The sequence below is a fragment of the Nonomuraea sp. NPDC049419 genome (genome assembly GCF_040676995.1).
GTDB lineage: Bacteria > Actinomycetota > Actinomycetes > Streptosporangiales > Streptosporangiaceae > Nonomuraea > Nonomuraea salmonea.
On record NZ_JBFAQB010000010.1, the window covers coordinates 190187 to 209366 of the forward strand.

General features: G+C 73.7%; 19 protein-coding genes. 9 read left to right on the forward strand and 10 right to left on the reverse strand.

Annotation, left to right across the window (positions count from 1 at the left end; translation table 11 throughout):
• Positions 1–89: 89 nt before the first annotated feature.
• On the reverse strand, positions 90–791 hold the full coding sequence (locus AB0K12_RS27895) for an alpha/beta hydrolase (RefSeq protein WP_364567250.1): 702 nt from the start codon (positions 789–791) through the stop codon (positions 90–92).
• A gap of 140 nt (positions 792–931) precedes the next feature.
• Between AB0K12_RS27895 and AB0K12_RS27900 the strand changes: the two genes are divergently transcribed.
• On the forward strand, positions 932–1732 hold the full coding sequence (locus tag AB0K12_RS27900) for a helix-turn-helix transcriptional regulator (RefSeq protein WP_364567252.1): 801 nt from the start codon (positions 932–934) through the stop codon (positions 1730–1732).
• Positions 1733–1824: 92 nt separating this feature from the next.
• Here AB0K12_RS27900 and AB0K12_RS27905 read toward each other — a convergent pair whose 3' ends face one another.
• On the reverse strand, positions 1825–2553 hold the full coding sequence (locus tag AB0K12_RS27905; RefSeq protein ID WP_364567255.1) for a GNAT family N-acetyltransferase: 729 nt from the start codon (positions 2551–2553) through the stop codon (positions 1825–1827).
• A 158-nt stretch (positions 2554–2711) separates the two neighbouring features.
• Between AB0K12_RS27905 and AB0K12_RS27910 the strand changes: the two genes are divergently transcribed.
• Genes AB0K12_RS27910 through AB0K12_RS27925 form a run of 4 tightly spaced genes read left to right on the forward strand, consistent with a single transcriptional unit; the run spans position 2712 to position 4906 of the window.
• Positions 2712–3164 carry a DMT family transporter gene (locus AB0K12_RS27910; RefSeq protein WP_364567258.1) on the forward strand — a complete coding sequence of 151 codons (453 nt, stop codon included), beginning with the start codon at positions 2712–2714 and terminating at the stop codon, positions 3162–3164.
• 2 nt (positions 3165–3166) lie between these two features.
• Positions 3167–3601, forward strand: coding sequence for a DMT family transporter (locus tag AB0K12_RS27915; RefSeq protein WP_364567518.1), 435 nt, complete (start codon positions 3167–3169; stop codon positions 3599–3601).
• Positions 3602–3659: 58 nt separating this feature from the next.
• On the forward strand, positions 3660–4130 hold the full coding sequence (locus AB0K12_RS27920) for a hypothetical protein (RefSeq protein WP_364567261.1): 471 nt from the start codon (positions 3660–3662) through the stop codon (positions 4128–4130).
• On the forward strand, positions 4022–4906 hold the full coding sequence (locus tag AB0K12_RS27925; RefSeq protein ID WP_364567264.1) for a hypothetical protein: 885 nt from the start codon (positions 4022–4024) through the stop codon (positions 4904–4906). The genes AB0K12_RS27920 and AB0K12_RS27925 overlap by 109 nt, the downstream gene beginning before the upstream one ends.
• A 50-nt stretch (positions 4907–4956) precedes the next feature.
• Here the strand turns inward: AB0K12_RS27925 and AB0K12_RS27930 are convergent, their stop codons facing one another.
• Entirely contained in the window at positions 4957–5535 is a 579-nt protein-coding gene (locus AB0K12_RS27930; RefSeq protein ID WP_364567267.1) for a lanthionine synthetase LanC family protein, read from the reverse strand.
• Between the two features lie 74 nt (positions 5536–5609).
• Here AB0K12_RS27930 and AB0K12_RS27935 point away from each other — a divergent pair, with 74 nt between their 5' ends.
• Together AB0K12_RS27935 and AB0K12_RS27940 are read left to right on the forward strand one after the other, a co-directional pair.
• A complete protein-coding gene (locus tag AB0K12_RS27935; protein WP_364567270.1) occupies positions 5610–5777 on the forward strand; it encodes a winged helix-turn-helix transcriptional regulator in 168 nt (55 codons plus the stop codon).
• A gap of 100 nt (positions 5778–5877) precedes the next feature.
• Positions 5878–8988: a BTAD domain-containing putative transcriptional regulator gene (locus AB0K12_RS27940; protein ID WP_364567273.1), complete on the forward strand. Its 3111-nt coding sequence runs from the start codon at positions 5878–5880 to the stop codon at positions 8986–8988.
• A 41-nt stretch (positions 8989–9029) separates the two neighbouring features.
• Here AB0K12_RS27940 and AB0K12_RS27945 read toward each other — a convergent pair whose 3' ends face one another.
• From AB0K12_RS27945 to AB0K12_RS27960, 4 genes are all read right to left on the reverse strand, one after another.
• Positions 9030–9749: a universal stress protein gene (locus AB0K12_RS27945; protein WP_364567276.1), complete on the reverse strand. Its 720-nt coding sequence runs from the start codon at positions 9747–9749 to the stop codon at positions 9030–9032.
• Positions 9750–9765: 16 nt separating this feature from the next.
• Positions 9766–10422 (reverse strand): CBS domain-containing protein, encoded by a 657-nt coding sequence (locus tag AB0K12_RS27950; RefSeq protein ID WP_364567279.1) that lies wholly within the window; start codon positions 10420–10422, stop codon positions 9766–9768.
• A gap of 15 nt (positions 10423–10437) precedes the next feature.
• Positions 10438–10908: a CBS domain-containing protein gene (locus AB0K12_RS27955; RefSeq protein ID WP_364567282.1), complete on the reverse strand. Its 471-nt coding sequence runs from the start codon at positions 10906–10908 to the stop codon at positions 10438–10440.
• A gap of 89 nt (positions 10909–10997) precedes the next feature.
• Complete coding sequence (locus AB0K12_RS27960; RefSeq protein ID WP_364567285.1) at positions 10998–11918, reverse strand: universal stress protein; 921 nt, start codon at positions 11916–11918, stop codon at positions 10998–11000.
• A gap of 258 nt (positions 11919–12176) precedes the next feature.
• Between AB0K12_RS27960 and AB0K12_RS27965 the strand changes: the two genes are divergently transcribed.
• The gene (locus AB0K12_RS27965; protein ID WP_364567288.1) at positions 12177–13007 is read left to right on the forward strand and encodes a universal stress protein; all 831 of its coding nucleotides are present in this window, start codon (positions 12177–12179) and stop codon (positions 13005–13007) included.
• Here AB0K12_RS27965 and AB0K12_RS27970 read toward each other — a convergent pair.
• Both AB0K12_RS27970 and AB0K12_RS27975 read right to left on the reverse strand, forming a co-directional pair.
• Positions 13004–13867 (reverse strand): universal stress protein, encoded by an 864-nt coding sequence (locus AB0K12_RS27970; protein WP_364567292.1) that lies wholly within the window; start codon positions 13865–13867, stop codon positions 13004–13006. The two genes, AB0K12_RS27965 and AB0K12_RS27970, sit on opposite strands and share 4 nt — an antisense overlap.
• A 111-nt stretch (positions 13868–13978) precedes the next feature.
• Positions 13979–14512: a WHG domain-containing protein gene (locus AB0K12_RS27975; protein WP_364567295.1), complete on the reverse strand. Its 534-nt coding sequence runs from the start codon at positions 14510–14512 to the stop codon at positions 13979–13981.
• A gap of 93 nt (positions 14513–14605) precedes the next feature.
• Between AB0K12_RS27975 and AB0K12_RS27980 the strand changes: the two genes are divergently transcribed.
• Positions 14606–15313 (forward strand): MBL fold metallo-hydrolase, encoded by a 708-nt coding sequence (locus tag AB0K12_RS27980; RefSeq protein ID WP_364567298.1) that lies wholly within the window; start codon positions 14606–14608, stop codon positions 15311–15313.
• Positions 15314–15353: 40 nt separating this feature from the next.
• Here AB0K12_RS27980 and AB0K12_RS27985 read toward each other — a convergent pair whose 3' ends face one another.
• A complete protein-coding gene (locus tag AB0K12_RS27985) occupies positions 15354–19157 on the reverse strand; it encodes a beta-ketoacyl synthase N-terminal-like domain-containing protein (protein ID WP_364567301.1) in 3804 nt (1267 codons plus the stop codon).
• Positions 19158–19180: the final 23 nt, after the last annotated feature.

A 19180-nucleotide genomic window follows, 5' to 3' on the forward strand; every position in this document is an offset into this window, starting at 1 on the left:
CGGTCATCGGGCGACGGGTCAAGCCATGAGAATCGTTACAGGCGCTCTGCTCGCCAGCGGCAGCCACGTGATCGCCGGCGCCACCTGCGTCACAGCTTGAGCAGCAGCTCGGTGAGCTCGGCCGGCATGGTGATCATGCAGTCGTGTCCCGTCGGCAGCTCCCACACCTGCGCGGAGGCCGGGACAGGCCGCCGCTCGATCCCCTCCGGCACGCCGGCCACGCAGTGGATGTGAGTCTGCGGGATGAGGCGCAGGGCCGGGTCGGTCAGCCGTACCGGCTGCACGAAGCAGCCCACCGGCTGGTCCGTCAGCATCTCCCGCAGCCACGCCGCGTCGGCCGGGTCGGTGACCCCGAACAATCCCATGGGCGGCATTTCGGGCATCGGCGGCACCAGCCAGCCGGGCTCCGTCTCGGCCGCGCGGTCGATGAGCGCCTGCGTCATGGGCTGCACGTCCACCGCGCTCTCGCCGTCCTCGGGGACCATGGCGTCGAGGTAGACGAGCCGGCCGACGCGCTCGGGCACGCGGTCGGCGGCGGAGGTGATGACCAGCCCGGCGTAGCTGTGGCCCACCAGGATCACGTCGGTGAGGTCCTGCTCGGTGAGCAGGCTCACGATGTCATCGACGTGGGTGTCCAGCCTCACCTCCGGGCCGCGCAGGTGCGCCTTGTCGCCGAGGCCGGTCAGCGACGGCGCGAACACCCGGTGCCCCGCCTCGGCCAGCAGCGGGACGACCCGCTCCCAGCACTGCCCGCCGTGCCAGGCTCCGTGGACCAGTACATACGTCGACATGCTCGATGCTCCTCGCTCAGCTGCGGTGTTCGTGCAGGACACGAGGCTGCCGGGCACGCGGCGACACAACCAGGGCCCCCGTCGTCCTGGGGGCGGCAGGGCCAGGCACGGCCGCACCGGCACCGCGTACCGTGGGGGTCATGAACCTTCTGGGCGATTACGTACGCGCTCGCCGGGAGCTCGTCACCCCCGACCAGGCCGGCATCCCCGCCACCGGCGTGCGGCGGGTGCGCGGGCTGCGCCGGGAGGAGGTCGCGATGCTCGCGGGCATCAGCACCGACTACTACCTGCGGCTCGAACAGGGCCGCGACCGCAACCCCTCGCCGCAGGTCCTCGAATCGCTCGCCCGCGCGCTGCTGCTCGACGACGACGCCACGGCCTACCTGCTGCACCTTGGGGCGAAGCAGCCCGGGCGGCGACGGCGGCGCGCCCGCAAGGAGACCGTGCCGCCAGGAGTCGCCAAGCTGATCGGCACGATGCCGTTCCCCGCGTACGTGGAGGGCCGCTACTTCGACGTGCTGGCCGCCAACACCCTCGCCACCGCCGTGTCACCGCGGCTCGTGGCGGGCCGCAACCGGCTGCGGGACATGTTCCTCGATCCCGCCGAGCAAGCCCTGCTCCCCCGATGGGAGGACGGCGCGGCGGGCATGGTCGCCGGGTTCCGCAAGTCCGTGGGCACCGACACCGACGACCCCCGCTTCATCGAGCTGGTCGGCGAGCTGTCGCTGGGCAGCCCGCTCTTCGCCCGGCTGTGGGCCCGCCACGACGTCAACACGTGCGCGGGCACGCCGAAGAACCTCGACCATCCGCAGGTCGGCGAGCTGTGGCTGAACCGCGAGCGGCTGAGCCTCGACGGCGCGCCGGGCCAGACTCTCGTCGTCATGCACCCTGACGCCGGCACCGACAGCGCGGAGAAGCTGTCCCTCCTCGCCTCCCTCTGAGCCGCCGCCCGGGAGGCAGGCGGCCGGACGGCTCGCCAGCGCCGAGCCGGGTGCCTGGCAGCCGGCGGGGACGGCTCCCCGCGAGCCGGGTGTCAGACGGACGCCGGTAGCTTCACGACGCGGAACTCGACCGGGCGGCGCAGCCGGAAGCCGAGGCGTTCGTACAGGCGGATCGCGCCGGTGTTGGTGTCGGCGGCGTGCAGGAACGGCTGCTCGCCGCGCTCCTTGACGCCCGCGATGATCGCGAGCACCAGCCGTCGCGCCAGCCCCTGACCCTGGTGGGCGGGGTCGGTGCAGACGGCGCTGATCTCGGTCCAGCCGGGCGGGCGGAACCGCTCCCCGGCCATGGCCACGAGGGCGCCGTCGCGGCGGATGCCGAGGTAGACGCCGAGCTCGACGGTGCGGGGCAGGAACGGTCCCGGCTGGGTGCGCGCGACGAGGTCGAGCATCTCCGGCACGTCCGCGGGCCCCAGGCGTACCACGCCGTCGTCGTGGGCCCCGGCGACGTGCTCCCCGGTGAGCTGGACGCCGGGGATGAGCATGGACTCGGCCACGTCGGCGGGCGGCGCGGGGGCCGGGCCGGTCATCAGCACGGTGCCGTCCGCGCCGGCCAGCGCCGCCGCGTCCGCCCAGTCGGCCGGGCCCGGGTCGGGCGGCAGCGACACGAACGGGGAGACGTCGAGCGGGTAGCGCAGCACCCTGCCGCGCTGTTCCGCGAGGTGGGCGTGCGTTCCGAGCAGCGCGGCGCGTACCGGGTCGTCCAAGGGGCCGGCCGGCGGGGAGGCGTGGAACGCGTCACAGGAAGAGGTGGGCGCGGTCATGCAGCGACCTTATCGGGCGTCGTACGGTCATGTAGCGCCACATCCGCCCCTGCGTAAGCGCATGAGCAGGGCCCCTCCCCCGCCGCCCCGCTCGGCACATTACGACAAAGCCAGCAAGACCTACCCGTTTGATCGGATTTCTCATTACATTCGTTGTCATGCGTCACGCGACCGTGTTCCCCCTCGCCATCGCCGGAGGTGTACTGCTCACGCTGATGACCCAGGCCAACGCGGTGCTCGCCGGTTACACCGACCCCCTGTACGCGTCCTGGGCCGCCCACGCGGTCGGCGCCCTCGTGGCCGCGGCCCTGGTGCCGGTCTTCGCCCGCCGCGCACCGGCCCCGGGCCCCGACGACGGCCGACCGCCCCTCTGGTACTACCTGGGCGGCGTCCCCGGCGCGCTCGTCGTCGTGCTGTCCGCCATCGCGGTCAACAGCGAACTGGCCCTGGCCGGCACGGTCGCGCTGATGCTCACCGGCCAGATGATCTTCGGCACGGTCTCCGACCGCCTGGGCCTGCTCCACACGCCCCGCCGCCGCGTCACCGGCATGGACCTCGCGGTGGCCGGCTGCGTGCTCGCGGGCAGCGTCCTCATCGTGGCGGGGGCGTGAGCATGGTCTTCCTCGTCTCCCTGGCGCTGCTCAACGGCGTCCTCATCGCCACCAGCCGCACGGTCAACGGCCGGCTCGGCACCCACAAGGGCGCCTTCCGCGCGTCGGTGTGGAACCACGTGGTCGGCTTCGCCTTCCTCAGCGCGGTCCTGCTCGTCCTGCGCACCTGGCCCGACGTCACGGACACGCCCGTCGCCGCGTACGCGGGCGGGGTGTTCGGCGCCCTGTTCGTCGCGGTCAACAGCTACGTCTTCCCCCGGCTCGGCGCGATGACCGCCTCCGTGCTGGTGATCAGCGGCCAGGTGCTGTCGGCCGTGGTCATCGACTGCGTCCAGCAGGGTGCGCTGCCCACGCCGATCCGGCTGGCGGGCGTGGCGCTCGTCCTCCTGGGGCTCGCCCTGCCCCGGCTCCGCCGCACCCGGGCCGAGAAGGACTGACCTACCGCCGCGCGATCCTGCGATAACCGTGACCAAGAGCGTGCCGTCGCTAAGCTTCATGCCGCACATCTTTACGTACGGCGACATATCCATTACTGGGAGCAATGGCGAGGCAGATGAGAACGGCGGCTGGGCCGGCGTGGTGAGCCTGCTGCGCACGCTCGACCCCGGCACGATGGGCGGCGACCAGGGCAGCGCGGTCTTCCTCGCGCTCATGCCGCTCGTCACGATCGGCGGCATCTTCCTCGTCAGCGCCCTCATCGGCATCCTCACCACGGGCCTCGACAAGCGGATCGCCAAGCTCCGCAAGGGCAGGTCCAGGCTCATCGAGCGCGGCCACACGATCGTGCTCGGCTGGTCCGACCAGGTGTTCACGATCATCAGCGAGCTGGTCAAGGCCAACCAGAGCGAGCGCAGGTCGTGCGTGGTGGTGCTCGCCGACGAGACCGTACGGACCCCGCCCTGGCCGGCGTCACCTTCGGGGCGGCGCTGCACATTTACGAGCTCGGCATCCCCCTCGGCCTGCTGACCTCCGACAGCCGCACGCTCGTCAACCCCGACATGGACACCCCGATCAGGCCGGGCGACCAGCTGATCGTGCCGGCCGAGGACGACCTGCTGATCCGGCCCGCCACGAAACGCGACCGGCTGGTCGAGGCGGGAGCGGAGGTGCACGTCGCGGCGCCCGTACGTCCTGACGAGGCCCTCGACCGGCCGCGGACGAACCTGACCGTGCACCACAAGCCGTGCCGCACCACCAACCGGCCGTCGCCGGAGAGCCTCGACCTCGGCTCCTACCAGCACATCATCGTGCTCTCCCACGACGACGTGGAGCCCGGCCACGCCGACGACCGCACGCTGATCACGCTGCTGCACCTGCGCGACATCGAGGAGCGGCTGGGCGACCCGTTCTCGATCGTCACGGAGATGAACGACGACGACAACCGCGAGGTCGCCCAGGTCACCAAGGCCGACGACTTCATCGTCGGCAGCCGCCTCATCAGGCTCCTGCTGACCCAGCTCAGCGAGAACCGCCACCTGCACGGCGTCTTCGCCACGCTCTTCGACCCGTCGGGCTCGGAGATCTACCTCAAGCCCGCCTCCTCCTCCGTGCGGCCGGGCGTCGCGGCGAACTTCGCCACCGTGCTCGAATCGCCGCGCAGGCGCGGCGATACCGCCCTCGGCTACCGCCTGCACGACCACAGCCAGGAGGCCCCCGCCTACGGCGTGCGGCTCAACCCGCCCAAGGACGCCGAGCTCGTGCTGGAGGCGCACGACAGCGTCATCGTGCTGGCGGAGAGCTGAGATCCCGGCACGCCGCGCCGGGATGATCGCCGGGCAGCCGCTCGCAGAGGTCAGCCGCTCTGGGTGGTGATGCGGGGGATCGGGAGGACGGGGAACGGGTTGTCGGGCAGGAGGAGCACCCGGCGCGCCTGGTCGGGCTGCCCGGCCGCGTCCAGGTGGAGGAGGGCCGCGCCGATGCCGGCCGCGCCGACCATGTAACCGGTGTCGGCGCTCACCTCACCGGGCCGGACCCGGCGGTAGGCCTGGTACCAGCGGTAGCCGCGCCCGTCGTGGCCGTCGGCCCTGGCCACCAGGTCGGCGGCGAGCGTACGGGCGAACTCCAGGCAGGAGGCGCGCCCCGTGACCGACCAGAGCCCGACGAACAGCTCCACCAGCCCGGCCGTGCCGCAGCACTGGCAGGCCGAGTTCCAGTAGCCGGGCGTGCGGCGCGGCGGGGCCGAGCTGTCGACCACGCCGTGCGCCAGCCGCTCCACCCAGTCCAGGTCGTCGAGGTCGCCCGTCACCCGGTGCAGCTCGTAGAACATCCTGGCCACTCCGGCCGCGCCGGAGCAGAACCCGGCGTAGTACAGCTCACCCGAGCCGGGCACGTGGTGCGGCACCAGGGCCCGGCCGTCGGCCGTCAGGCTCACCTCGCGGACGAAGCCGGCCCCGCTGCGGGCGGCGCGCAGGAAACGCTCGTCGCCGCCTCGAGTCGCACGGGCTCGTGCGGCGGCAGGCGTACGCGGAGGCGCCGCCCCGGGTCGAGTACGAGCTGACGCCGCTCGGGGCGACGCTGATCGAGCCGATCCACGTGCTGACGGAGTGGGCGCGCGAGCACGGCGACGCGGTCCTCGACGCCGTCTCCGCCCAGCCGGTCGCCCGCCACGGTTGAGGTTCGGACGCCCGGCCGGATCGCAATAATTTCTATATCCCGGAAGAAGCGACGAAGCGCTCCGTCAAGGTTTACAGTGCGTCCCGACCGAGGGGGCGCCATGGAGTTCGGAATACTTGGTCCGCTGGCGGTGTGGCGCGACGGTGCGCGGCTCGATGTGGGCACGCCCAAGTCACGGGTGCTGCTGGCGGTGCTGCTGTGCCATGCCAATCACCCGGTGTCGCAGGATCAGCTCGTCATGGCGCTGTGGGGCAACGCCCCGCCGAAGAGCGCCACGAAGAACGTGCAGACGTACATCCACCGGCTCAGGCGGCGGCTGGGCGCGCCGGACCTCGTCGTCCGCCAGGACGCCGGCTACCTGCTGCCGGTGGCCGCGGACGAGCTGGACGCGACGCGGTTCGAGGGGTTGGCCGGCGCGGGGCAGGCGGCGGAGGCCGCGGGCGACCTGGCGGAGGCCAGCCGGCTGCTGCGGGAGGCGCTCGACCTGTGGCGCGGGCCCGCGTTCGCGGGGCTGGTGGACGTGCCGATGCTGGCGGCCGAGGCCACGCGGCTGGAGGAGGTCCGCCTGTCGGTGCTGCAGTCGCGGATCGCGGTGGACCTGCAGCTGGGCCGGCACGCGGGGCTGCTGGGCGAGCTGACCGCGCTCACCGCCGCGTACCCGCTGCAGGAGCGGTTACGGGCGCAGCTGATGCTGGCGCTGTACCGGTGCGGCCGGCGGGCCGACGCGCTCGCCGAGTACGGCCGGGCCCGAGCGATCCTGGTCGAGGAGACCGGCCTCGACCCGGCCGAGGAGCTGCAGGACCTGCATCACCGGATCCTCACCCAGGACCCCTCGCTCGACCTGGAGCCGCGCGGCACGGCGCCGCCCGCGGAACAAGCCGAAGAGCCCGCCGAAGCGTCCGCCCAGGTCACGGTCACGCCGACGCAGGCGGCTCCGACGCCGGCCGAGCTGCCGCCGGACATCGCGGACTTCACCGGCAGGGACGACGAGGTGCTGCACCTGACCGACGTCCTCACCAGGGGGCGGCCCGGCACCGTCGCCATCGCCAGCATCGCGGGCATCGGCGGCCTGGGGAAGACGACGCTGGCCGTGCACGTCGCCCACCGCATCGCCGAGCGCTTCCCCGACGGCCAGCTCTACGCCGACCTGCGCGGCGCCTCCGCCGACCCGGCCCGCCCTGAGGACGTGCTCAGCCGGTTCCTGTTCGCGCTCGGCGTCAGCACCCACGGCATCCCCCAGTCCCTCGAAGAACGGGTGGCGCTGTTCCGTAGCTGCATGGCGGGCCGCAGGATGCTCATCCTGCTCGACAACGTCGCGGGCGAGAAGCAGGTGCGCCCGCTCCTGCCGGGGGCGCCCGGCACGGCGGTGCTGCTCACCGGACGGGTCCGGCTGGTCGGCCTGGAGGGGGCGAGCCTGCTGGAGCTGGACGTGCTGCCCGCGAGCCAGGCCATCGACCTGCTCAAGCGCATCGTCGGCGACGACCGCGTCAAGGACGACATGGACGCGGCTCTGGAGATCATGCGGCTGTGCGGCCGGGTCCCGCTGGCGGTCCGCATCTCGGCGGCCAGGCTGCTCAGCAGGAGGCACTGGAGCCTGTCGCACCTCGCCGGCGTGCTCGGCGAGGAGCGCCACCGGCTCGACGAGCTGGTGGCGGGCGACCTCGACGTGCGCGCGGGGTTCGAGCTGAGCTACCGGATGCTGCCCGCGGGCGCGCAGCGGGCCTTCCGGCTGTCCGGGCTGCTCGACGCGCCCGACTTCGCCTCCTGGGCGGTGGCGGCGCTGCTCGACGTCTCGGTACGCCAGGCGGAGCGCGAGCTGGAGACCCTGGTCGACGCGCATCTGCTGGCGCAGACCGGGCCCGACGAGACCGGCCGGCTCAGGTACCGCTTCCACGACCTCATCAGGTTGTACGCCCGCGAACGCGCCCAGCGCGAGGACCCCGAGCCCGAGCGTCAGGCCGCCCTGCAGCGGGCCCTCGGCGCGTGGCTGGCGCTGGCGGAGGTCGCTGCGGAGCGCGTGCCCGGCTCCTGCTACGCCTCCATCCACAGCGAGGCGTCCCGCTGGCGGCTGCCCGCACGGATCTCGGGCCCGCTGGTGGACGACCACATGGCCTGGTTCGGCGCGGAGCACGCCGCGCTGATGGCGGGGGTCGCGCAGGCGTGCGAGGCGCGGCTGACCGAGCTGGCGTGGGACCTCGCGGGCTCCACCGAGAAATACCTCAACGCGCGCGGCCTGTACGACGGCTGGCAGCGGATGCACGAGCAGGCGCTCGCGCTCTGCCGCGAGAGCGGCGACAGGCGCGGCGAGGGCGTGCTGATGCGCGGCCTGCTGGAGGTCACCACCTGGAACTCGCCGCCCGGCCAGGGGCCGGCGATGATCAGGATGCGGACCGGCGCAACCCGGCTCCTCGACCTGTGGACCGAGCTGGACAACCCGATCGGGATCTCCGACGCGCTGGCCAGCCTGGCCTGGAGCATGACCGCCGACGGCAACGGCAGCGCGCAGGCGCTCGCCCTGGCCGAGCGGGCCCTGCGGACGGCCGTCGAGGCGGACTACCTCGGCGGCCAGGCGCGGGCGCTGCACGTGATGGCGATCATCCACGGCGAGGACGACCCGCAGGCGGCGCATTCCGTGCTGGAGCGGGCGACGAAGGTCGCCGAGGCGCTCGGCAACCCGCACTACCGGACGACCATCATGCAGTTCCTGGGGGCGGCGAAGGCGTTCTGCGGCGACTTCGCCGGCGGTCAGGAGTTGCTGGAGAAGTCGCGGGAGATGGCGCGGCGGGCGAACTACCGCTACCAGGAGACGTTCTCGCTGCTGTACCTGGCCAAGCTGTACGCCGCCATCGGCGACGAGCGGGCCAGGGCCACCGCGGAGCTGACGCTGGCCTACAGCGAGGAGGGCAACTACGGCCACTACCTGGCCGACTCGCTCGCCGTGCTCGGCCGGCTGGACCTCGCCGAGGGGAACGTGGCCGGCGCCATCTCCACCCTCGAACGCTCGGTCGCGATGTGGCGCACGCGCGGCTATGTGCCGTACCTGGCGCACGCGCTGAAGGATCTCGGCGACGCGCACGGCGCGGCGGGCGACCACGGCACGGCCGGAGCCGTCTGGGAGGAGGCGAGGACCCTGTTCGAGGGGATCGCGCACGAGAAGGGCGTGCGGACGCTGGACGCCCGCCTCACCCGCACCCCCGCCAAGACCGATTGACGGCCGATGCCCGCTCCGGCAAGTTCCCGCGCCGACGCCGGTCAGTGGCCGGCGCCCACCCCCGCGCCCACCACGGCGACGGGGCAGGGGGCGTGCTGGAGGAGGTGGCGGGCGAGGCCGTCGCGGGCGGCGGTGGCGCGGCGGACGACCATGAGCGTGGCCGGTGCGTGACCGGCGGGCTCGATCCGTACGCCGGGATGGCTCGCCGACCACTCGGTGAGGTCGCTCCGGGCGGCGAGCCCGACCTGGCGCAGGAGCGCCTCCTGGCCGGCGAACTCCAGGACGGCGGCGCCCGGCTCGGGGTCGGCCACGACGACGGGCCCCAGGTTGGGCGCGAGAGGCAACGGCCCGGGGCCGCGGACGACGATGACGGGGCAGGCGGCGTACAGGGCGGTGCGGTCGGCGACCGAGCCGACGACCGCCCGCGGCAGCGCGCCGAGCCCCCGCGAGCCGACCACGACCAGCTCGGCGTCGCGGGAGAGCTCGATCAGGCGTTCGGCGGCCGGCCCTTCGTACAGGTCGGTCTCGGCCTTGACGCCGGCGCTGGTGTGCCGGGCGCAGTCGGCGCCGTGCCACACCACGTGCTCGGCCGCCTTGCGCAGGTGGGACTTGGCCTCATCCGCCGCCTCGCCGTACGGCCACTGCCAGGCGTGCGCGACCAGCAGCGGCAGGTTGCGCAGCTCGGCCTCGTCGAGGGCCCAGTCGAGGGCCTGCATGGAGAAGTCGGAGCCGTCGTAGCCGAGCACGATGTGTCCGCCCATCACCTGCCTCCCCCGGTCACAGCAGCGGCGGGACGCCGATGAGGTCGTCCTCGTCGTGGCTCACGTCGCAGGCCACGTCCACCACGCCCTCGACCGTGCGGACGGCCTCGGTCAGCGCGATGGCCTGCGACCTGCGGCGCACCCGCCCGCCGATCCGCACGACGCCCGCGGCCACCTCGACGGTGAACGAGGCGTCCTCCGGGAGCACGGCGCGTACGTCCCTCTCCAGGTCGGCCGCCGGCCGGGTGAAGACCCGCAGCACGTCGCGCTGGTGCAGGGCGCCGACGACCCGGCCGGTCTCCGGGTCGACCACCGGCAGCTGCTTGATGCGCTTGGCGTGCATGAGCCGGGCCGCGTCGCGTACGGGGGTCCCAGGGGTGACGGTGATCGCCGGCGAGGTCATCAGCTCCCCTGCGGTGACCCCGGCGGCCTTGTCGTGCTCGTGCCGCTGCCTGCGCGACTCGAAGATCGACACGCCGTGCCGTACCGGATCGACCTCCTTGAGCAGCAGGTCGTCCTCCGAGACCACGCCGATCGGCCGCCGCTCCGCGTCGATCACGGTCACCGCGCCGACCGCGTACCGTCTCATCGCGGCCACCATCTCCGCGAACGTCGCGTCCGGCAGGACGGCGATGGCCACCCGGCCCATGACGTCCTTGACGGGGATCGGCATGACGTCACCTCTCCTTCAGCGCTTCCCGCCGGGAAGGACGGGTTCAAGGTGGAACATTCCGGTCACGACCTCACGCGGCCCGGTCTCCGGCCTGGCGCGCCCGGCGACGGCCGAGAGCACGTCCCTGGCCGTGACCAGCCCGATCAGCCCGTCATCCGACAGCACAGGCACGGCGTCGCAGCAGGTGTCGAGCATCAGGGCGGCGATCCTGGGCAGCGGCGTGTCAGGGCGTACCCGGGGCAGCGGCACGCGCTGCAGCAACGACCGCACGGGACGGGCGGACTGCTCCTCCGGGCCGCCCGACCAGGAGGCGGCCAGGTGTTCGCGGGTCAGGATGCCGAGCACGTGCCGGTTCTCCACGACGGGCAGGTGGTGCACGTCGGCCCTGCGCATCAGCTCCCATGCCATCAGCGGCGACTCGTCCGGCGTGACGACCACCAGGACCCTGCTCATCACCTGCGACGCGGTCAGCGACTCGATGTTCATGACCCCTCCTTCCTGCTCTCACCCTCCCCTGTCGCAGGCCCCGGCGCCCGGGTAGGAAGTCCCGCGGGCGACCGCCTTCGGTCCCGTGCTCACGCCGGTGGGCGCACCACCGCCACGGTGCCGCGCGCGTGGTGCAGCACGCCTCTGCTGACCGAGCCGAGCAGCAGCGCGCCGATCGCGCCCCGGCCGTGGGAGCCGACCACCACCAGGTCGTACGGGGTGGCGGTGAGGGCGTCCACGGGATGCGCGCACTGGATGTCCATGACGACCGGCACCTCGGGGTGCTCCGCCTGCCACCGCTCGGTGCGGGCGCGGACCAGTTCCTGCTTGGCGGCGCGGACCTCGTCCGCGTCGTAGGAGATCTCGGGCGCGAACGCGTGGACCGGCACCTCCCACGCGTGGACCAGGTGGAGCGTGGCGCCGCGCAGGGCGGCCTGCTCGAAGGCGTACGCGATGGCCGGTTCGCAGCTCTCGGAGCCGTCGACGCCGACGGCGATCTCACCCGTACGATCGCCTGTGCGATCACCTGTGCGATCACCTGTACGATCACCGGGCCCGCCACGCACCACGACCACCGGGCACGGCGCCTGCCCCGCCACCTTCATGGTCACCGACCCGAGCAGCGCCCTGGTGAAGCCGCCGAGCCCGCGGTCGCCGACGACCAGCTCGTCCGCGTCCCGCGCCTGCTCCACGAGCGCGCCGGCGGGCGTCCCCTCCACGACCCGCGTGGTGACGGGCACCTCGGGCTGCCGGGCGCGCGCGACCGCCTCGGCCGCCTCCAGCACCTTCGCCGACGCGCGCCTCAGAGCCTCGTCCAGCTCGGGGACGTCCGCTCCCGCGATGACGTAAGGCCCGGGGACGGCCACCCCGGTGATGGCGTAGGGCCCGCGGTCGAGCGCGTGCACGATGCGCAGCTCGGCGCGCTTACGCAGGGCGTCGTCGGCGGCCCACTCGACCGCCGCGACGGCGGGCGCGGAGCCGTCGGTGCCCACGATCAAAAGACCGCTCATTCAGGTCCCCTCACCGGGGGCGTTCCCGGCAAACGCGGCTCGGGGCAAGCATGGCGCGGCCGAGCCTTTACCGTCCCGTGAGGCTCGCGGCTCCGTCCATGGGCAGCCGGACCGCGACGGTACTCACCGGGAGGCAGGCGATGAGCGATGGCCGGGCCGTGCTGGTCGGCTACGACGACTCCCCCACCGGCTCATGCGACCGCGCATCCCGCCCGACTGACGTACTGAGCCCGATCGACCGGCTGAGGAGGTGAGCACGTGAGCGGACCCATCGTGGTGGGCGTGGACGGCTCCACGCCTGCGCACACGGCCGTGGAGTGGGCGGCCGCCGATGCCCGGCGCAGGCGCCTGCCGCTGCGGCTCGTGCACGTGTGCGAGCAGAAGCGGGGCGCCGAGGGGCTCAAGTACTGCGCGGGCACGCTGGAGGCCGCCGCCGACCGGGCCCGCGCGGCGGGCGCCCTGGAGGTGGAGACCGAACTGCTCGAGGGGAACGTGGTCGAGGCGCTGCTCGGGCAGGCGGTGACCGGTGACTGCGTGGTGCTGGGCAGCCGGGGCGTGGGCGGGTTCGCGGGGCTGGCGCTCGGCTCGGTGAGCCTCGCCGTCGCGGGGCACGCCGAGGGACCGGTCGTCGTCGTACGGGCGGGCGCCGCCGCGCGCGAGCACGGCAGGATCGTGGTGGGCGACGACGGCTCCGCGACCGCCGACCAGGCCATGCGGTACGCCGTCGCGCAGGCCAGGGCCCAAGACGCCGGGATCCTGGCCGTGTACGCCTGGTCGCAGCCCATCCTGGCCACCTACGGCCCGCAGTTCGCCGACCTGTTCACCGACTCCTTCGAGGAGGACCGCGCCGCCGCGCAGGAGCGGCTCGCGTCCTGGACGCGGGAGTACCCTGACGTGCGCTTCGACGGCTCGCAGGTGCATGCGCACCCGGTCGCCGCCCTCGCCGACGCCTCCGCCTCGGCCGAGCTGGTCGTGGTCGGCTCGCGGGGCCGCGGCGGCTTCACCTCCGCCGTCCTGGGCTCGGTCAGCCACGGCCTGCTCCACCACGCGGTGTGCCCAGTCGCGGTGGTACGCGCCAGGCAGGGCTAAGGCTGGGCTGCGGCGCTCGGGCCGGGGACCACGGCCACCGGGCAGTGGGCTCGATGCAGGACGCTGTGACCGACGGAGCCGAGCCGGTTCGCGGGCAGCCCGCTGAGCCCCACCGAGCCGACCACCACGAGGTCGGCGGTGCGGGAGGCCGCCGACAGGGCCGCGATGGGGTGTTCGAAGCTCATCGACACCGACAGCTCGACGCCGGGGTGCGCCTCGCGCCATTCGGCGAGGCGGCGGGCGATGTCGTCGCCGTCGTCCACGATGAGCGGGCCGAAGCCGACGGGGTGCGGGGCGGCGGGCGGGCAGCGCAGGCCGTGCAGCGCGTGCAGGCGTCCCTGGCGGGCGACGGCCTGCTTGGCGGCGTACTCCAGGGCGCGCTCGGCCGCCGGCGACCCGTCGTACCCGACGACGACCTCGCCGGTGGGCGCGCGGGGCAGCCGCCTGACCACGACCGCCGGGCACGCGACGTGCGCGGCCAGGCCGAGCCCGACCGAGCCCAGCACCAGCCCGGCGAACCCGCCCAGCCCTCTGCTGCCCACCACGACGGTGTCGGCCGTCTCCGACTCGGTCACCAGCCGTTCCGTCACCGCCCCCGTCACCAGCGCGGTCGAGATCGGCGTGTCCGGCGCCGTGTCGCGGGCGTGGGCCGCCGCGCCGGCCAGCATGCTCTCGCAGCGGGCGGTGAGGGTGTCGGTCTCGACGGAGGCGTCCATCGGGTGCTCGGCGCACCAGGGTTCACGTACGTGCACGATCCGCAGGCGCAGCCCCCGGCGGGCGGCGTCAGCGGCCGCCCAGCCGAGCGCCGACCACGCCGGCCGCGAGTCGTCGAACCCGGCCACGATGGATGCGGGCATCATGCGCCTCCTCCCCGAGGCGGTGCGTGCGCGGCGTCCCTTGTGGCGGCCCCGGATCGTCCAGCACCGCCGCGCACGGGCCTTGTACCTGGCCATTTCCCCCGTATCGGCCGTCTACCCCTGACCTGCTCCGTTGCCGAGCGCGCGGCAGATGGTGGCCAGGCCGTACTCGAAGCCCTGCTCCACGTCGCCGCCGAGCCGGAAGTGCCCGCTGAGCTCCATGTTGATGAAGCCGGTGGCCCAGGCCGTCACCGTACGTGCGGCCTCCAGGGCGTGCCGCTCGCCGGCGAGCCGCCCTGAGGCGCGCAGCACCGGTTCGGTCGTCCGGGCGAGCGACTCGGTCGAGGCGTCGAACATGAGCCTGAACCCCTCGGGCCTGGCGTGGGCGAAGCGCCGGTAACTGCGCATCAGCTCCTCCAGAGAGCCGTCGGTCGCCTCCGCCTGGGCTCTCAGGTCGTCGATGGTGGCCTCCGCGACGGCGGTCAGCAGCGCCGCGCGGTTGGCGACGTGCTTGTACAGGGACGGAGCGCGGACGCCGACCCGCTCGGCGACGGTCTGCATCGTCAGTCCTTGCCGGCCGACTTCCTCCAGCAACTCGCGTCCCGCGGCGACGATCTTGCTCAGCGAGGTCTTCTCGGGAGCCGGCACCCGTTCTTCCCTTCATGAAAGCTATTGACGTTAGCCATGATGGCTAATTACATTAGCCATTGAATCAGTTCCATACGGCCCCCGGAAGAGACCATGCGACTCGCACCTCATCTGCACCGCCTCGGCAACGACATCGTGGCGTGCTACCTCATCGACACACCCGAGGGCATCACGCTGATCGACGCGGGCCTGCCAGGACACTGGCAGGACCTGCAGGACGAGCTGCGCGCCCTCGGCAAGACCGAGGCCGACATCCGCGGGCTCATCCTCACGCACGGCGACTCCGACCACCTCGGGTTCGCCGAGCGCCTGCGCAGCACCCATGGCGTGCCGGTGTTCGTGCACGCGGGTGACGCCGCGCGCGCCCGTACGGGAGAGAAGGGCAAGGTCGCGGTGGGTCCCCTGCGGATCGGCCCCACGGTCGGGTTCTTCGCCTACTCCCTGCGCAAGAACGGCCTGCGCACCCGCTACGTCGAGGAGGTCACCGAGATCGCCGACGGGGACGTCCTCGACCTGCCCGGCAGCCCGGTCATCGTGGGCATGCCGGGGCACTCGCCGGGGAGCGTGGCGGTGCACGTCCCGATCGCCGACGCGGTCTGCGTCGGCGACGCACTGACGACCCGCCACGTCCTGACCGGCCGCGTCGGCCCCCAACCGGCCCCCTTCACCGACGACCCGGCCGAAGCCCTCGCCTCGCTTGACCGCATCGCCGGCTTGCGGGCGTCCTGGGTCCTGCCCGGACACGGCGCCCCTTGGCACGCCTCCCCCGCCGAGGTCGCCGACGCCATCAGAAAGGCCTGATGATCCGGGCGGGCGGCCCGAGGCTCGGGCCGCCCTCTGCTCAGCCGGCGATCAGGGGCGGGCCGTCCTGGGCCTCCGGCTCCGGGCGGGGAGCGGTGAGGAGTTCGGCCAGGTGAGTGGCGATCGCGGTGATGGTGGGCTGCTGCCACAGCAGGGTCGCCGGGAGACGGCAGCCGAAGCGCCGTTCCAGGCGGCGGCGGACCATGACGGTCATCACCGAGTCCAGCCCCTGCTCGACGAGGGGACGCCGGAGCGCCAGATCGTCGAGGTCCAGCCGCATCACGGCCGCGATCTCCGCGCGGACCTCGGGCTGCACGCGCTCGCGCAGGTCCTCGGGTGACAGGCCGGTGAACGACTCGGCGGGGCCGCGCAGGTCGTCCTCCGCCGGGGCGGGGGCGTCGATCACCGGGTAGCGCAGGCCCGTGAGGTGCCCCAGCACGCGGCCGTCCACGTCGGCGATCAGCGCCCGTACGGTGTCCTCCGCCTCGGGGTCCATCGCCGCGTCGATGATCACCGTGGCCGGCGGCGTGCCGGTCAGGACCACCTCGTCGATCCGCACCACCATCCGCAGCACCGGGTCTCCGGGGAACACGCAGGGCGCGACGGACATCGCCGCGTCCAGCGCCGCCGACCAGCCCCCCTGCTCCCCATGGACGGTGGCGCGGAGGGCGCCCTCGGCGCCGAGGAGGGTCCCGATCCTCCAGTCGAAGCCCGTGGACGGGACTCCGACGGAGGTCAGGCGCTGGTGGACGTAGCCAGGGTCGAGGGGGCGCAGGTCGCCGGCGTCCGGGAGGACGTCGGGCTTGACCTGGCGGGCGGCCGACACGCCGGCGGCGGCGTGCACGAGCCAGGCCGGTTCAGGCTCGCCGGGGGCCGCCGGGGTGCGGGCGGCGAGGCGGACGGCCGGGGGTTCGTGGACGACCTGGATCTCCCGGCGTTCCGCGGTCATCAGGGGATGCAGCATCTCGACGCCGGTCAATGTGACGTCGTCGTCCGATCCCTGGGCGGCCGCCTGCAGGAACGTGTTGACCAGGACGGCGGCCGGCACGATCTCGATGCCGTTGAGCGCGTGGCTGCCCGGGTAGGGACGGTCGGCGTCCTGGAGGCTGGTGCGCCACACGCGGACGTCGCTGCCGGCGACGCTGGTCACGGCGCCCAGCAGGGTGTGGGAGTCCGCGTCGTGGCCCGGGTGGTCGTTCGAGGTCGAAGGGTCGCGCCAGTGACGGCGGTGCTGCCAGGCGTACGGGGGCAGCGTGGTCAGGCCGCCGGACGGCTGGAGGCGCCGCCAGTCCACCTCGATGCCGTGGCAGTGGGCGGTGCCGACCGCGATCTCGAAGGTGGGCAGTTCGGGCTGGTTGCGGCGCAGGGTGGTGCCGACGAAGACGTCCTCGTAGCCGTGCTCCGACAGGGTCTCCGTGACCGAGTGCGCCACCACGGGGTGCGGTGAGATCTCCAGGAACACGCGGTGGCCGTCCTCGGCGGCGGCCGCCGTCGCCGCGGCCAGCCGTACGGGGTCGCGCAGGTTGGCCGCCCAGTACGCGCTGTCCAGCACCGGCGTGGACCGGGGGTCGGGCAGCGTGGTCGTGTACATGGGGATGCTCGGCGCGCCGAACGCGAGCCCGGCGGTGGCGGCGGCCAGCTCGACGGCCAGCGGCTCCATCTGCGGGCTGTGGAAGGCGACGTCGGAGGCGACCCGCCGGACGATGATGCCCTCAGCGGGCCACTCGTCCAGCACGGCCTCGACGGCGGCCGGGGCGCCGGACAGCACCGTGGATCCTGGCGCCGACGCGATGGCCGCCACGAGGTCGGTACGCCCGGCCAGCCGCTCCGACGCCTCCTCGAACGGCAGCCCGACCATGGCCATGGCGCCCTTGCCCGCGGCCTGGCGCAGCAGCCGGGAGCGGCGGCAGATGAGGCGGGCGCCGTCGGCGACGCTCATGGCGCCGGCGGTCACCGCGGCGGCGATCTCGCCGACGGAGTGCCCGATGACGGCCACGGGTTCGACGCCGTAGGCGTTCCAGAGCCGGGCGAGGCCGAGCTGCATGACGAAGATCATGGTCTGGACGCGGTCTATGGCGTCGAGGTCGCCGTCGGTCAGGACCTGGCGGGGCGAGAACCCGATCTCCTCGGCGAAGATCGGCTCGACCTCGTCGACCAGCGCGGCGAACTCCGGCACGGCCAGCAGCTCACGCCCCATCCCGCGCCACTGGCACCCCTGCCCGGCGAACACCCACACGGGCCCGGGCCCGAGGTCCGGCAGCACGTCCCCGGTGATGACGGTCTCGGCGGGCACGTCGTCGGCGAGCCGCCGCAGAGCGGCGACGAGGTCGTCCCGCCCGGCGGCGGTCACGACCGCGCGCCGAGCCAGATGGGTACGGCGCCGCGCCAGCGTGTGCCCGACCGACGCCGGACCGGGTCCGGTTTCGATGTGGCCGGCGAGGCGGGCCGCGTACGCGCGGAGGGCCTGGGTGGAGGCGGCGGACAGGGGGAAGAGGCGCTCGCCCGCATCCCCTTCCTCGGGTCGCTCTTCGACGGGAGGCGCCTGTTCGAGGAGGATGTGGGCCACCGTGCCGCCGTAGCCGAAGCTGGAGACGCCCGCCCTGCGGGGGTGGTCGCGGGTCGGCCAGGCGGTGGGCTCGGTCACCACGCGCAAGCCGGAGCTCTCCCACGGGATGGCCGGGTTCAGGGTGGTCAGGACGGTCGGCGGGATCTCGGCGCGATGCAGGGCGAGCACGGCCTTGATGACGCCGGCGATGCCGGCCGCGCCTTCGAGGTGGCCGATGTTCGACTTGACCGAGCCGATGAGGCACGGGTCGCCGGCGGGACGGGCGGCGCCGTAGACGGCCGACAGCGCGGCGGCCTCCAGCGGGTCGCCGAGCCGGGTGCCGGTGCCGTGCGCCTCGACGTAGTCGACGGTGGACGGCTCGACCCCGGCCTGCCGGCAGGCGCGGGCCATCACGTGCTCCTGGGCCTCGCCGCAGGGCGCCATGATGCCGTTGGTGTGGCCGTCCTGGTTGACGGCGCTGCCGATGACGAGCGCGAGGACACGATCGCCGTCGCGCCGCGCGTCCGGCAGCCGCTTGAGCACGACGACGCCGCAGCCCTCGCCGCGCCCGTAGCCGTCGGCGGCGGCGTCGAACGACTTGGAGCGCCCGTCGGGCGCGAGGGCGCCCGCGGTGCCGAGGGTGAGGGTCTGGCCGGGCGTGGCGAGCAGGTTGACGCCGCCGGCCAGGGCGACGTCGCTCTCGCCGAGCCGCAGGCTCTGCGCGGCGAGGTGGAGGGCGACCAGCGACGCCGAGCAGGCGGTGTCGATCGCCATGCTGGGGCCGCGCAGGTCGAGGGAGTAGGAGACGCGGTTGGCGACGGCGCAGGTGGCGGCGCCGATCCCGGTCCACGCCTCGATCTGGGGCAGGTCTTCGAGCAGCCGGCCGCCGTAGTCGGCGGTGCAGACGCCCACGAACACGCCGGCGTCGGTGCCGGCCAGCGTGTGCGGCGGCACGCCCGCGTGTTCCAGGGCCTCCCACGCGGTCTCCATGAGCAGGCGCTGCTGTGGGTCCATCAGCTCGGCCTCGCGCGGCGACAGGCCGAAGAACTCGGCGTCGAAGCCGTCGATGTCGCGCAGGAAGCTGCCATGACGTACGGCGTCGCGCAGCGCGGCGGCGTCCTCGGGGCTGCGCCGCTCGTACGGGCGCCACCGGCCGTCGGGCAGCGGCGCGGTGGTGTTGCGGCCGGCGCGCAGCAGGTCCCAGAACTCGTCCGGTGCGTGCACGTCGCCGGGCAGGCGGCAGCCGATGCCGATCACCGCCACGGGTTCTGGACGGTCTGCGCGGGGGCTGTCGGCCATGCGCGTCGGTTTCCCTTCGGTGT

Excerpts from the sequence above, each read along its gene's own strand:
- AB0K12_RS27895 (WP_364567250.1), bottom strand. The coding sequence starts at position 791 with ATGTCGACGTATGTACTGGTCCACGGAGCCTGGCACGGCGGGCAGTGC.
- AB0K12_RS27900 (WP_364567252.1), top strand. The coding sequence starts at position 932 with ATGAACCTTCTGGGCGATTACGTACGCGCTCGCCGGGAGCTCGTCACC.
- AB0K12_RS27905 (WP_364567255.1), bottom strand. The coding sequence starts at position 2,553 with ATGACCGCGCCCACCTCTTCCTGTGACGCGTTCCACGCCTCCCCGCCG.
- AB0K12_RS27910 (WP_364567258.1), top strand. The coding sequence starts at position 2,712 with ATGCGTCACGCGACCGTGTTCCCCCTCGCCATCGCCGGAGGTGTACTG.
- AB0K12_RS27915 (WP_364567518.1), top strand. The coding sequence starts at position 3,167 with ATGGTCTTCCTCGTCTCCCTGGCGCTGCTCAACGGCGTCCTCATCGCC.
- AB0K12_RS27920 (WP_364567261.1), top strand. The coding sequence starts at position 3,660 with ATGCCGCACATCTTTACGTACGGCGACATATCCATTACTGGGAGCAAT.
- AB0K12_RS27940 (WP_364567273.1), top strand. The coding sequence starts at position 5,878 with ATGGAGTTCGGAATACTTGGTCCGCTGGCGGTGTGGCGCGACGGTGCG.
- AB0K12_RS27945 (WP_364567276.1), bottom strand. The coding sequence starts at position 9,749 with ATGGGCGGACACATCGTGCTCGGCTACGACGGCTCCGACTTCTCCATG.
- AB0K12_RS27950 (WP_364567279.1), bottom strand. The coding sequence starts at position 10,422 with ATGCCGATCCCCGTCAAGGACGTCATGGGCCGGGTGGCCATCGCCGTC.
- AB0K12_RS27955 (WP_364567282.1), bottom strand. The coding sequence starts at position 10,908 with ATGAACATCGAGTCGCTGACCGCGTCGCAGGTGATGAGCAGGGTCCTG.
- AB0K12_RS27960 (WP_364567285.1), bottom strand. The coding sequence starts at position 11,918 with ATGAGCGGTCTTTTGATCGTGGGCACCGACGGCTCCGCGCCCGCCGTC.
- AB0K12_RS27970 (WP_364567292.1), bottom strand. The coding sequence starts at position 13,867 with ATGATGCCCGCATCCATCGTGGCCGGGTTCGACGACTCGCGGCCGGCG.
- AB0K12_RS27980 (WP_364567298.1), top strand. The coding sequence starts at position 14,606 with ATGCGACTCGCACCTCATCTGCACCGCCTCGGCAACGACATCGTGGCG.
- AB0K12_RS27985 (WP_364567301.1), bottom strand. The coding sequence starts at position 19,157 with ATGGCCGACAGCCCCCGCGCAGACCGTCCAGAACCCGTGGCGGTGATC.